Origin of the sequence: Deinococcus cellulosilyticus NBRC 106333 = KACC 11606 (assembly GCF_007990775.1) — a bacterium.
GTDB lineage: Bacteria > Deinococcota > Deinococci > Deinococcales > Deinococcaceae > Deinococcus_C > Deinococcus_C cellulosilyticus.
Genome location: NZ_BJXB01000030.1, coordinates 1 through 12,407, shown reverse-complemented (window position 1 = coordinate 12,407; position 12,407 = coordinate 1). Strand labels below are relative to the sequence as shown.

General features: G+C 55.1%; 11 protein-coding genes. 8 read left to right on the top strand and 3 right to left on the bottom strand.

From position 1 onward, the window contains the following. Both DC3_RS23750 and DC3_RS23745 read right to left on the bottom strand, forming a co-directional pair. The gene (locus DC3_RS23750) at positions 1 to 774 is read right to left on the bottom strand and encodes a hypothetical protein (protein ID WP_146889311.1); all 774 of its coding nucleotides are present in this window, start codon (positions 772 to 774) and stop codon (positions 1 to 3) included. Between the two features lie 272 nt (positions 775 to 1,046). After that, the gene (locus DC3_RS23745; protein WP_246130790.1) at positions 1,047 to 2,120 is read right to left on the bottom strand and encodes a lipid II:glycine glycyltransferase FemX; all 1,074 of its coding nucleotides are present in this window, start codon (positions 2,118 to 2,120) and stop codon (positions 1,047 to 1,049) included. A gap of 196 nt (positions 2,121 to 2,316) precedes the next feature. Between DC3_RS23745 and DC3_RS23740 the strand changes: the two genes are divergently transcribed. From DC3_RS23740 to DC3_RS23715, 6 genes are all read left to right on the top strand, one after another. After that, positions 2,317 to 3,450 (top strand): peptidylprolyl isomerase, encoded by a 1,134-nt coding sequence (locus DC3_RS23740; protein ID WP_186816221.1) that lies wholly within the window; start codon positions 2,317 to 2,319, stop codon positions 3,448 to 3,450. A gap of 55 nt (positions 3,451 to 3,505) precedes the next feature. After that, positions 3,506 to 3,805, top strand: coding sequence for a hypothetical protein (locus DC3_RS23735; RefSeq protein WP_146889303.1), 300 nt, complete (start codon positions 3,506 to 3,508; stop codon positions 3,803 to 3,805). A gap of 87 nt (positions 3,806 to 3,892) precedes the next feature. Continuing rightward, the gene (locus tag DC3_RS23730) at positions 3,893 to 4,465 is read left to right on the top strand and encodes a TetR/AcrR family transcriptional regulator (protein ID WP_146889300.1); all 573 of its coding nucleotides are present in this window, start codon (positions 3,893 to 3,895) and stop codon (positions 4,463 to 4,465) included. Positions 4,466 to 4,654: 189 nt separating this feature from the next. Next, positions 4,655 to 5,356, top strand: coding sequence for a c-type cytochrome (locus DC3_RS23725; RefSeq protein WP_146889297.1), 702 nt, complete (start codon positions 4,655 to 4,657; stop codon positions 5,354 to 5,356). A gap of 106 nt (positions 5,357 to 5,462) precedes the next feature. Further along, a complete protein-coding gene (gene lptB / locus DC3_RS23720; RefSeq protein ID WP_146889294.1) occupies positions 5,463 to 6,203 on the top strand; it encodes an LPS export ABC transporter ATP-binding protein in 741 nt (246 codons plus the stop codon). A 127-nt stretch (positions 6,204 to 6,330) separates the two neighbouring features. Continuing rightward, positions 6,331 to 7,893: a DUF3084 domain-containing protein gene (locus DC3_RS23715; protein WP_146889291.1), complete on the top strand. Its 1,563-nt coding sequence runs from the start codon at positions 6,331 to 6,333 to the stop codon at positions 7,891 to 7,893. Positions 7,894 to 7,976: 83 nt separating this feature from the next. On the opposite strand, the gene DC3_RS23710 is transcribed toward DC3_RS23715, so the two are convergent. Then, positions 7,977 to 10,493, bottom strand: a complete 2,517-nt coding sequence (locus tag DC3_RS23710) for a BamA/OMP85 family outer membrane protein (protein ID WP_146889288.1) — start codon at positions 10,491 to 10,493, stop codon at positions 7,977 to 7,979. 370 nt (positions 10,494 to 10,863) lie between these two features. Here DC3_RS23710 and DC3_RS23705 point away from each other — a divergent pair, with 370 nt between their 5' ends. Both DC3_RS23705 and DC3_RS23700 read left to right on the top strand, forming a co-directional pair. After that, positions 10,864 to 11,499 carry a YggS family pyridoxal phosphate-dependent enzyme gene (locus DC3_RS23705; protein ID WP_146889285.1) on the top strand — a complete coding sequence of 212 codons (636 nt, stop codon included), beginning with the start codon at positions 10,864 to 10,866 and terminating at the stop codon, positions 11,497 to 11,499. Next, a complete protein-coding gene (locus tag DC3_RS23700; RefSeq protein WP_146889282.1) occupies positions 11,496 to 12,029 on the top strand; it encodes a DivIVA domain-containing protein in 534 nt (177 codons plus the stop codon). Before DC3_RS23705 ends, DC3_RS23700 begins: the two co-directional genes overlap by 4 nt. Positions 12,030 to 12,407: the final 378 nt, after the last annotated feature.

Sequence of the window (12,407 nt, the reverse complement as noted above, 5' to 3'; positions counted from 1 at the left end):
TCAGGCCCCTTCCCGCACGGCCTGCCAGGCCCACTGGATCAGGCTCGGGGCAATGCCACGCCCGGTCAGAAACTTCAGTTGGTGGCTGAGGCGCAGAATTTCCAGCTGGCTGTTGTCCCACACGTGTGCCCCATCCTGTGCAATCACCTGACCATAGGTGTCCGACAGGTCCATCACCTGATGGTAGGGCTGGAACCGCAACTTGCCAACATCTTCTGTGATGATCAGCAGGTCCTGCTGCTCCATGAAAGAAGCAAAGGTGTACCCTCCCACCACCAGTGGGTATTTCTCGATGCCCACCGGAACCACCTTCAGGAGGTCTTCGGCCACCGACATGCTCTGGGCAGCCAGCATCACCGACACGAACCCAAGTCTCGCCAGTTGCAAGGCCACTTTGGCCTTGAAGTTTCCCCCGATCACCATCACTTTCGCTCCGGCAGAACGGTAACCGCTGTTCTCCATCCACTGGAACAGGCTGTCTTCCAGGGTGTGGGTGGCATCAAAACCCCCACCCAGGCTGCTCAGGGTGTCGATGCGTCCGATGCGGCGGGCTTCAACGCCCACCCGGGCACAGTACGAAAAGTACGACTCACTGAAATCATCGCTGATGAGTCCTCCCGCATAGCCCAGGGTGGACAGGCTCTGCAGCACACTGCTTGGATGGGTCTGCGGCAGGGTGTGGGGCACCAGCTGCAGGTGGCTCTCTTCAAAGACGCGCCTGAGGACCTCGGGGAGTTCAGGCTGGTGGGGACCGATGAGTGCAACGGGCTTCATGTGGTTTTACTTTAGCAAAAGGTGGAAGGCCGAGGGCCGAGGGCCGAGAGCTTTTACTGTCCAGTCATGTGATTTTCTGAACAGACTTTAAAGCATTCAGCAAGACCACCTGCACATCCAGAAGTCCCATCTCACAATGGATTTACAGGAAGCGCCCAGAGTCCTGCAAATCCATTTAAAGATTTTTTCTTTTTGCTCTCAATCCTGTCTTACCCCTGATTCAGGCGCTCACAAGGCAGAACATTCTGCCCTCGGCCCTGTGCTCTCGGCCTTTAAAGGACGTCCTCAGCCGTTCCACGCATCTTGATGTTGATGCGGCGCTTTCTGGCCTGCAGCATTTTGCGAACCACTGGGGCCAGAGGGTTCAGGTCGATTTCGTACGCCGGGTACCACAGTTTGAAGCCCCCGAAGTTCTCTTTCATCTTGAAGACCCCAAAAGAGTGCTTGTCTTCAGAGAGTCTGGCTGGAATCCCCCAGAAATCAAAAAATTCATAGCCTCTGCGTTTGGCGTCCAGCATGGCATTCCAGTAGAAAGCTGTTGGGGCTTTCACGTCTTTATAAGGTTCACCTTCAGGGGTCAGGCGGTCATCCCGGATGGAGCCACCATACAGGTAATATGTGCCTTTTCCCACCGCCACAAAAAATCCTCCTGCGAGGGCTTTTCCTTCATGGCGGGCCAGCACGATGTAGGCTTCGCTGTGCCTGCCCTGCATGGCATTCAGCATGGTGGTGTAATAGCTTTTGGGATACTGCCCGAGCTTTGCCCGTTCGTTGGTGGATTCAAAGATATGCCAGAAGTCCTCAAAATTTTCATCCCGGCCTGCCACCGTTCCCAGTTTCTGGGCGGTTTTGACGTTTCTGCGGGCCATCTGGTGGAGGTTTTTCAGCAGTTCGTCTTCACCGAGGCGCAGATCCACGGCGATGGTGTGTTCGGGTTGTTCTGTTTTGGCCCGCTTCCAGATTCCCAGCTGTTCAGGAATTTCCTGTTCCTGTGGATCGGTGCTGGGAATGGGGTTGGGGGGCTCAATTTTGACACTGAGATCGGTGGCTCTGGCAAAGCTGCGAATGGCCTTTGGGAGATCCAGCAGGTCATCGGGATTCTCGAAGACAGGTCCCCTGGGAACATACAGCAGGCTGAAACCCGCCACCAGGGGTTTTCGGAGGATCTGAACAGCCCCAACCGTTTTGCCCTGTTTCTGGATCAGGAAACGGTGGGCTTCCTGCCCGAGGGTTTTGCGGGCTTCCCCGAACCCCCATGCCTGAAGAGGACTGGTGTAGGGGAGTGTGGCCACCACCTCGTCATAATGGTCCCTGGAGGGCGCTTCAATCAATCGCAAACTCGACACGGCCCGAGTGTAGCAAAGGCAGGTGAGAGAAACCACTGCATGTGGGGTTTGTGTATCACAGTGAAGCGTTTTCATGCTGCTGTAAAAACAATTTCTCAGGATCGTCTGTCACGGTCAAAAGGGCATGAAATCAGGCCCCTCCTTTGGTGCCAAAAACGCTATCCAAGCTTCTCTTTCTCTGCTAAGGTGGAATGAAATGAAAAGACATCTGATCACATTGACGCTGGCCATGGCAGGTTTTGTCTTCGCCCAGGAGACCGCTCCCACCCCACCCGCTGATGCTCCTGCTGCACCCACTGCAGAAATTCCCGCTGATCCCAACGCAGTGGCCGCCACTTACGGCGACCAGGAACTGACGCTGGCTGAATTTGAAACCGAATATCAGGCTTACGCTGGCCGCCTGCTCAACCAGCAGGGCATGACAGCTTCCCCTGAGAATTATGCCTTTTTCAACCCCTACCGCGAACAGATTCTGCAAGATGTGGTTCAGCAGATTGTGGCTTCCAACATGGCTGTGGAAAAGGGCTTTGCTGCAGATCCCGCTGTCATTGACAACCAGATCCAGCAAATCAAGGCAGGTTTCCCCGATGAGGCCGCTTACCTGCAGGCCATCAAAGATGCAGGCATCCGTGATGAGGCTTTCCTGCGCGAACTGATTGGCCGTGACATTGCCACCCAGAACTGGATCAACAACCTGACCTTCCAGGCAGAGGCGGAAGTGCCCGAGGCAGGCCTGCGCATCCTGTACCTCCTGGACAAAAACAAATTCAACCGTTCTGCACAGGCCTGTGTGAAGCACATTCTGGTGCAGACCCCTGAAATTGCAGCCACCACCAAGGCCCGTCTGGACGCTGGTGAAGACTTTGCAAAAGTGGCCCAGGAAGTATCCCAGGACCCGGGCAGCGCTGCACAGGGCGGCGACCTCGGCTGCTTCTCCAAAGGTGAAACCGTTGCCGAATTCGACAAGGCTTCCTTTGAAGGCCCCATTGGACAGTTGCAGCAGGTGACCACCCAGTTCGGCACCCACCTGCTGGTCGTGAACAAGCGCAATGAAGCAGGTCTGGTGCCCTTTGAAGAGGCCAGAGAGCAACTGGCCACCACCATCAAACAGAGTGCTGCCTACAAAGTCATGCAGGCCCACATTGCCAAAGTGCCGGTTGAACTGAACGGTGAAGTGGTCCACGTGGACACCCCTGCACCTGCACAGGCGGAAGACATGGACATGGGTGAAGACATGGACATGGGCGAAGAGATGGACATGGGCGAAGAGATGGACATGCCCGAAGACATGGGTGAGGAAGCCCCTGTAGACGCTCCCCCTGCTCCCTGAACGACCACGGGATCTTTTTGGACCCTGAAAGCGTAACAGAGGGTAAGAGGTGCACATGAAGAAATCCATTGTTGCTTTTACAGTCATTGCGCTGGCACTGGTGGGTTGCCGCAGCGAAACCCAGAACCAGCTCAGGCGTCAGGTGCTCGACTTTGCCAACACCAGACAGTACATCACCCTGTACAGTTACGATGGCAAGGAGATCTTTAATGGACTGGTGGACGGTAAAGTCACCCGGGCTGAGTCTGAGCAGACCAATGGCAGTTACGTGTACTGGTTCGACGAAAAAGGCCGTTACCACCAGACCACCCTGCCCTACATGGTCACCACCTACGACCGCAAGCCAGCCAATTGAGGCGTAAACGCAGGCAGCAAAAGTGCTAACATGGCTGGGCAGAAGCAATTTTGCCCGGCCTTTTTGTTGGCCTCTCCCAGAACCCTTATGGCCAGAACCGTCAATCCAAAAGCAGAGAAACAGCGCCGCACCCACATTGTTCAGGCGGCTTACCACGCCATTTACCAGCGGGGGTATGCCAGTGTGACGCTCTCTGACATTGCCCAGCAGGCAGGGGTCGCCAAGGGAACACTGGTGTATTACTTTGGCAGCAAAGAAGGCCTCTTCAAAGAGGTGCTGCAGCGTTTCGTGCGCACCATCACGGTGGCCACCACCCGGGCAGTGCGGCAACAGGGCACCACCGAAGACCGCCTGAAGGTGTTTGTGGAAAACCAGTTCTATGGCCTCTTGAACACCAAGAGGTTTTACACGGTCTATCTGGATTTTCTGTCTGCAAGCACCAAAGTCTATGAATTGCGTCTTCTCACGCAGATGCTTTTTGACAACACCGACATGCTCAAGGTGGGGATCGCCCGGACCCCGGAACAGGCCAAACTGATGCGGGCTGTGCTTGATGGTCTGGCCATCCAGTTCCTGTTTGACGATCAGGCAGACCTGAACCAGTACCGGGAAGAATGCATGCGGGCCATGCAAGCCCTTTTGACCCTTGACCCGCCATGAAAGGGACAAGCGTCCCGACAGGGCTTCGTACAGTGAAGTGTTGTCAAAGGGTTTCACGCCGAACAGGGGTTGCCTGGTGGCATTGCCACCAGATGAGGCATAAACCTGTCTGAAAAGACCTGTAAATGGAAGTCTTCATGATGTAGCCTAAGAATTCGAACAGGCTGCAAGCCAGACCGAGGAGGACATATGAACCGTTTTGCTGTGAACATCACCATTCTCACCGTGCTTCTGGTGGGGGGTGGAATTTACGCCTACAATCTGGGTGTGCGGGATGGCAGTGCCCACAGCGTGGAAGCTGGACACGATGACAAGGGCCTTCCCAGCCCGGAAGAGGCCAGAGAGTCCGGTGCAGAAGGAACCACCGTTGATCATCCTGAAAATCCCACAGAGGACCCGGGCAAGGAAGGGGACATTGAAGGCAACGCCGAAGTGGACAAGCCCATCGATGATGCTGCAGACAACCCCACCAACGATCAGGCCAAACCTGACACGGCACCTTCTGAAACTGTTGGCACACAGGAAGATGACCCTGAACGTCAGAGCCCTGGCAGCCCTGCTGGTGGAGACGTGATCAACAACACCGGCAACAACCCTGAGAGCAACGGTGGCAACTCTGCCCAGGCCAGCGGCAATGTCGACAGCGGCAAAGAAGTGTTTGTCAGCAACAACTGTGCTGGATGCCACGGTGCCAACGCTGAAGGAGGCTTTGGTCCCAAACTTGCTGGTGTGGTGGGCAAGTGGTCTGTTGCAGAATTCAACACCACCCTGCGCGAAGGCAAGACCCCGGAAGGCAAGACCCTGCAACCCTCCATGCCGCACTTTGCTGCCAACCAGATCAGTGACGAAAAGGTGGCAGACCTGCACGCTTTCCTCAGCACCCTGCAGTGAGTTTGATGCAGAGGTGGCACACTGTCATGAAGCCCTTCCTCCCCGCGAGAAGCGGGGTTTTTTCTGCTCATGGGTCACATCCTGCAGCATGCTAACGTGAACACTGATGACTTCATCAAACCTTCTGGAACTTAAAGCCTCAGGGCTGTACAAATCATACGGAAAACGAACTGTGGTGGGTGGCGTCGACCTCAACATCAAGCGGGGCGAGATTGTTGCACTGTTTGGTCCCAACGGTGCGGGCAAGACCACCACTTTTTACATGATGGTGGGTTTTGTTCGCCCCAACGGTGGCCGGATCACCCTGAAAGGGGAGGACATCACCAGTCTGGCGATGCACCACCGGGCCAAAAAAGGGCTGGGCTACCTGCCCCAGGAACCCAGTGCATTTCGTAAAATGACCGCCAGAGACAATCTGCTCGCGATTCTGGAATTCCAGAATCTTTCCAGGCAGGATCAGGAGAACCGTGCAGATTCCTTGCTGGAGGAATTTGGTCTCACAAAACTGGCAAACTCCTTTGCGTATCAGCTTTCTGGGGGCGAGAGAAGGCGTCTGGAAATCGCCCGTGCACTGACCACAGACCCGGATTTCATCCTGTTGGACGAGCCTTTCACAGGTGTAGACCCCAAAAGTGTGGCCGAGATCCAGCGCCTGGTCAAAGAATTGCGTGAGCGTCGAGGGCTGGGGGTTTTCATCACGGACCACGCGGTGCGGGAAACCATGGCCCTCTGTGACCGGGTGTACCTGATGTACGATGGACAGGTGCGCTTCCAGGGAACCCCGGAAGAGTTTGCCCGCGATGACAGCGCCCGCAGGCACTACCTCGGTGAAAACTTCGAACTCTGAGAACCCACGGAAGACCATGACCGATGCTCCTGTGAGGTTCCATGTCCATGTCTGCTGCTTGCAGGCTCAGGGTCCTGTGATGCTTCTGGACCCTGTCCCAGCGGCCAGCGAATAAGAGGAGGTCAGGATGCTCTGGGTGCTCCTCGTTTTTGTGGTTCTGCTTGCCGGTCTGATTGCTTACGTTGCAGACAACGTGGCCAGACGGGTGGGCAGGCGTCATATCCGTCTTTTTGGCCTCAGGCCCAAAACCACAGCCCTGATCTATGCGGTGGCGACAGGAATGGGGATCAGTTTTCTCAGCATGCTGGGTTTTGCACTGGTGAACCAGCAGGCGATTGTCACCATCAGCAAAGCTGAACAGTACCGCAAGGAACTGCAGGAACTGCAGGTGCAGATTGCTCCCCTCCGAAAAAACAAAGAAGAGCTGGAGGCTGCGCTGAAAGTCACCCAGGACAATGTGGTTCGTCTCAGCTCCGAGCGTGAGGCAGCACTGAAGGCCAGGGACAGCCTGAAGAAGGAATCTGACAGTCTAAAAGCAGAAGTGAATGAGCTCAAGGAATACAGGGTTGCTCTTGAATCCCAGAACCAGAAACTGAACTCACGTGCAGCTGCCCTCTTTCAACAAGGCCAGGTGCTTGAACAGAGCATCCGGGAGCTTGAAATCAAGAGCACCAATCTGGAAGCACAGAACAAAAAATTGCGCAGCAGTTATGACCAGATGGTTGCCGATCTGACCACTGAGCGAGAACAGTATCAGAAGATCCAGACAGAGTACCAGCAGGCACTTGCCCAGTATCAGTCTGCCCAGCAACAGATCAAGCAGATCAGCCCCACCATCAATGCCTTGCGCACAGAGCAAAAAAACCTCAAGAAGGAAAACGAATCCCTCAAGAAAGCCAGACAGGCTGCTCAGGGAGAGGTTTCCGGTTTGCAGTACCTGAGGGCGCAGCTGATCAAGGAGTCCGAAGACCTGAAAAAAGACAATGCCCAGTTGCGAGGCTCCATCAAAAAAATGACCGAGGAGATTGCGGAACTGAAATCTGAATCCTCCCAGCTCAAAGTCAGCCTGGACCAGCAACGAACCGAACTGGAGGCCAGACGCACCCAGGATGCCATCTTTGAAAAGGGTGACCTTGTTTTTCAGGGGGTCTACCAGGCCGATGAGGGGATTGATGCGCTGGACCGTGCCATCCGTCAGGCAGAACTGAAAGCCATTTCCAGAGGCGCTAGAGGCAAACCCAGTGCACTTCTGGTTGGTGAAGATCAGGTCTCTGTGCTCTCCCAGAACCTGCGCAACCTGAACGGGGAGGTGCTGGTGGTGATTCGGGCCACCAACAACCAGATCAAGGGTTTCCCGGTCAGTGTGGACATGCAATTGCTGGACAACAGGGTGCTTTATGTGCGAGAGCAACCCATCCGCTCCAGGCTGATCAATGTGGGCCCCACCGGAGTCAAGACCAACCGGGAACTCACCCAGTTCCTGCAGAACCTCGCTCTGGATGCCATCAAATCTTTACAGGAACAGGGGATTCCACTGGAAAACCTGCCTTCTGGCCTGAGCACTGCTGACACCGTCAACATGGTCAACAGCCTGAAGACCCTCAAAGGGAGTGTGCTGGTGGGCATTGTCAGTCGGGCGGACATCAAGCCCAGCAGCAAAGTGGTGATTTATCCTCGAATCCTGCGCTGAGACCTGCACGTGCAAAGCAGGATAATCGATGGTCAAAAAGACACCCCGGCTGATGCCGGGGTGATGTTGTGTTGTCATCTGGCTCAGAAGAAAGAACCCAGCCTGAAGTGGAACTTGCCTTTCGGGTTGACGGGACTGAAGCCATAATCCAGTCGGATGGCAGGCAGCAGGAAACTGGAAGTGCCCAGGTTCAATTGCACCCCAAGGCCGTACCCCACATTGACTTTGAATTCGCTGGATTTGGTCCAGGCATCCCCCACATCCACGAAAGCAACCCCATAGAGTCCCTGTGAAAACCCTGTGGAAAGGCCAGTGTTGTACCGGAGCTCTGTGCTTGCTGTGAAGTAATTGCTTCCAGTGAAAGCTTTGTTGTCGTACCCACGAAGGGTGAAACGGTCAGAAGGTTCACTGCCCCCAATCACAAAGGTTCGGGAAGCGGGGGCAGAGCCCAGAATGGTTCCAGCATTTGCCCTCAGGGCGACGGCGAACTGGTCCATGCCGTTGTCCATCTTGTTGCCAAATCCGAAATAGCTGCGGCCGCCACCTGTCAATTGCCACCAGTTCAGGCGGGTGCTGCCTGTGTAACCGAACCCGTACGAGGCTCCCAGACTGGCTCTGAACCCACTGCTGGGGAATTCCGGGAAGTTGGTGTTGTCAAAAGACAGGTTGCTGTAGACCTGACTGTTTTGACCGTTTGGAGGGAAACTGGCCACAAGATCCGGGTCATTGTCTGGGAGGCCACCTTCACCTGCAGCGCGGCGTTCAAGGTAGGCCTGGGTCCATTCCATGCTGTATCCCAGTGAAACCCGCAACTCGGGGGTGATGGGTCGACCCAGGTTGACGCTGAAGCCGGTGGCACGTTCAGAGTACTGGCGTCCAGTGTCTTCTGTATCTGTGGTGCCAGGAACCGTTCGCTTGATGGGAAGGTTGGGCGTCACCATAGAGTACACACTCAGAGAAGCACTGGTGGGGGTGGTGGCAAAATCCAGGAAATCAAAGTCCAGCCAGGGAATGCTGTAACTGAGCTGTCCATTGAAGGGCTGGTTGGCCTCATTGAGGCTGGCACTGACCTGGGCACTGGCACTGTGACCCGTTCCGAAGAAGTTGTTGTCCTCATAAGCCAGACTTCCACTCCAGCCTCCACCCAGGCTGTTGTACTCAATTGCTGGGCTGAAGTAACGGTTGCTGTTCTCGGTGAGCTTCAGAACGAAGATGGCACTGTTGGGGTCTTCAGGGTTGACCTTGGTGAGGACCTCAGGTGGTGCAACGTAACCTGTGCGGATCAGGCGCTCCAGGCTCTTGTTGAAGATGTCCTTGTTAAAGGCACTGCCTGCGGGGGGCAACTCTCGCAGAACCAGACGCTCCTGGCTGCGGTGGTCTCCTTTCCACTCCAGTTCATAGCCACCAATTCTCAGCTCTCGAAGGTTGAAGGTGAGGGTGGTGCCATCGAAGTCGATGGGATTGGGCTGGGTGACGAGTTCAAAGCCTTTTTCCCGGTAGGCCCGTTGCATGGCCATATAATCGTTCTGGGCAAGCTCCAGGTTGAACTGGTCACCCGCTTTCAGGCGCAACAGGGGGCGCAACTCTTCCTCAGTGAGCGCGGTTTCATTGTTGATGACGATCTTTTCAACTTTGCCTGTGGCCTGATCAGACAGCACGAAACTGACATTGACGGTTGCAGGTTCGGTGGGGTCTTGCTGGTACTCCACACTGACATACTTGCCAAGTCGGTTGCCCTGGGCACGCACGTCATCGAGCAATTTCTGGGTGTTGAGGAAATCCCCGGGCTTGCTGGTCAGCTGAACCCCTTCGCCCAGGTTGCTGGTGTCGATGCTGCCAATTTTCAGCTCACGCACTTGGATGGTCAGCACGTTCCCGGCCAATTCAGCACCAGAAACATTGGGTCCACTGCCCTGATACCCCTTGCGTGAGTACAGATTGGCAATGTTCTGCAGGGCCTGCTGGTACACCTGCATGGTGAAGGTTTTGGCCTGCACCAGAGGGGCAACGGCTTGCTGCAGTTCTTCATCTGTGACCAGGGTGTTGCCAGTCACTTTCACGCTTTCAATGGGGGCCGTTTCGTCGATGGTGTAGGTGAGTTTCACCCCATCTTTGTCCACAGCGAGATCGGTCTGGACTTTTGGAGCGAAAGGCAGACCCGCCTGACGGTATCCCTCAGACAGCAACTGCCGGGACTGGTCCACGCGCAGGGTGTTGAGGGTTGTGCCTGCAGAGATGTTGAGTTGGTTCTCCAGGAGGGCCTGAATCTGGCTGGACTGGACCAGGGTGTTGCCTTTGATCTCCACCTGGGTGATGGTGGGGTTGGCTTCCACCTGCACCACCAGAATGGTCTGTCCGCTTTCTTCCAGCAGACGTGCATCCACAGATTTGAAAAAACCCAGGCCTTCCACGGCCAGTTCAGCAAGTTTGGGATCGACTTTGCTGATGGGATCGCCAATCACAAAAGGCAACTCAATTTTGATCAGGCTGCTGAGCAGGTCATCTGCTCCTTGTACTCGAATTTCACTCAGGGTGCCCTGTTGCTGGGCCAGTGCAGGAACGCTGAGCAGGGCCAGGGTGAGTGCCAGTCTTTTACGCATGCTTCCTCCGTATTTCTCTACTATTCCTGAATTGTGCAGTGAGAAGCGTGAAGTGGTGGGTCAAAAGGTGAGAGCTGCACTTCATGAAAGCCTTCATCTCCTGTGTTTTCAGAGGAGGTCTTTCTCAGATGAACATCACAGACACAACAGCCTTCCCATTGAAGAATAAGGCTTTTCACATGAAAATCATCAGCTTTCGCTGTGGAAAGTAAGAAATCCCCCTGAGACCCTCCCATGAGAAGAGTTGAGGGGTGGTGTAGACTACCCCTATGAACCGATCCTACCTGCTCACACGATATCAGGATGCGGGAACGTGCATGGATGCCGGTCCATTCAGCATGTTGTTCTGGACAGAGAACGGAGGGATGAAGTGCAGTTGCCGCTTCTCCTGAAAGACATTGAACGCTGTGCTGTGGAATCTGGAAGGGACCCTGCAACAGTGCACCTGATTGCTGTCAGCAAAGGTCAGCCCATTTCGGCCATTCAGGAGAAAGTGCTGCAGTTTGGGCATTTCCGGCTGGCAGAAAACCGGGGCCAGGAACTCAGGGACAAACTGAAAGAGCTCACCGATCCCAGGCTGGAGTGGCATTTCATTGGCCCCCTCCAGAGCAACAAGATCAAATATCTCTCGCAGGTGCACCTGATTCATACGCTGGAGCATGCTGAACAGGCCACAGACCTGGCCCGCTATGCCGAGAAGTGGGGGAGGGCTCCCAAACTCCTCATTCAGGTGCATAATGGTGAGGTGCAGAAGCACGGGTGTCCGGCTGAGGAGGTTCCAGCACTGCTGAAAACCACCCGCGAGCTTGGTCTGGAGGTGGAGGGCCTGATGGTGATGGCACCCTACCACCAGCCTGAGGCAGCCAGACAGGTGTTTCATGGGGTTGCAGCTTTAAACGCTAAACTGGACCTCAGAGAGCTGAGCATGGGCATGAGTGACGATTACCCGCTGGCCATCGAAACTGGGGCCACGCTCATCCGGATAGGGAGTGCCATTTTTCTATGAACATCACACCGTTCGACATTCGCAGTCAGGAGTTCTCGGGTGCCGTCAGTGGCTACAACCGCCGGGAAGTGAAGCAGTTTCTGGAGAACCTCTCCAGCGAGTTTGAACAGATGCTGGTGAACGCCAACGACCTGCAAACCCGCATCCAGCATCTCGAGATCCAGCTTGGAGAGTTGCGTTCAGGCGAGGATGACCTGAAGCGTGCTGTGATCTCTGCCGGTCAGATCGCCCACCAGATGAAGGAAAATGCCCAGCGTGAGGCTGAGATCATCAAGCGTGAAGCAGAGGCCATCCGTGAACAGGCCGAGCGTGATGCCCAGGCCATTCTGGACCAGGCCCGCAAGCGTGCCGATGAACTGCTCAGGGAAGCGAACCTGGACCGGGACCGCATGTTCTCCGAGGCCCATGCCAAAGTGCAGGAAATGCAAACGGGTCTGGAGCAGGTCAAGTCCGAGAAAGCCCAGTTTCTGGCCCAGTACCGGGCCATGCTCAAGGCTTTCCTGGAACTCAGTGCCAAACATCCTGAATAAAACTTGCAGGTTTGAAAACAGAAGTGGCGTTTCAGGCGTCACTTCTGTTTTCTTATTGGGAATGTAAGCAATCCCTCAAGATTTTCTGAGGCCCTCAGGACATCTTTGATCTGATTCAAAAAATGTCATACAGCACGCATTGAAAACGATTTCTTTTCCTTGTGGGACAGTGATTTCACAATTGACGGATCGAAAGCAGGGTGTTACTATGTGCGTGAACCAAGGACCAAACCAGACATGCCACAGGGTTTCGCTGCCGCTGAAATCGCTGTGTTGCAGTTCTCACCTGAAGGAGGAGAGAGATGAAGAAATGGATGTCCGTGATTGGAATCGCTTCACTGACGCTGGCACTCGGGCAGGCTGCCGCCCAGGGCGTAA

Bases quoted from the DNA above. Each gene is read 5' to 3' on its own strand.
- DC3_RS23700 (WP_146889282.1), top strand. From the start codon at position 11,496: ATGAACATCACACCGTTCGACATTCGCAGTCAGGAGTTCTCGGGTGCC.
- DC3_RS23735 (WP_146889303.1), top strand. From the start codon at position 3,506: ATGAAGAAATCCATTGTTGCTTTTACAGTCATTGCGCTGGCACTGGTG.
- DC3_RS23740 (WP_186816221.1), top strand. From the start codon at position 2,317: ATGAAAAGACATCTGATCACATTGACGCTGGCCATGGCAGGTTTTGTC.
- DC3_RS23730 (WP_146889300.1), top strand. From the start codon at position 3,893: ATGGCCAGAACCGTCAATCCAAAAGCAGAGAAACAGCGCCGCACCCAC.
- DC3_RS23750 (WP_146889311.1), bottom strand. From the start codon at position 774: ATGAAGCCCGTTGCACTCATCGGTCCCCACCAGCCTGAACTCCCCGAG.
- DC3_RS23725 (WP_146889297.1), top strand. From the start codon at position 4,655: ATGAACCGTTTTGCTGTGAACATCACCATTCTCACCGTGCTTCTGGTG.
- lptB (WP_146889294.1), top strand. From the start codon at position 5,463: ATGACTTCATCAAACCTTCTGGAACTTAAAGCCTCAGGGCTGTACAAA.
- DC3_RS23710 (WP_146889288.1), bottom strand. From the start codon at position 10,493: ATGCGTAAAAGACTGGCACTCACCCTGGCCCTGCTCAGCGTTCCTGCA.
- DC3_RS23715 (WP_146889291.1), top strand. From the start codon at position 6,331: ATGCTCTGGGTGCTCCTCGTTTTTGTGGTTCTGCTTGCCGGTCTGATT.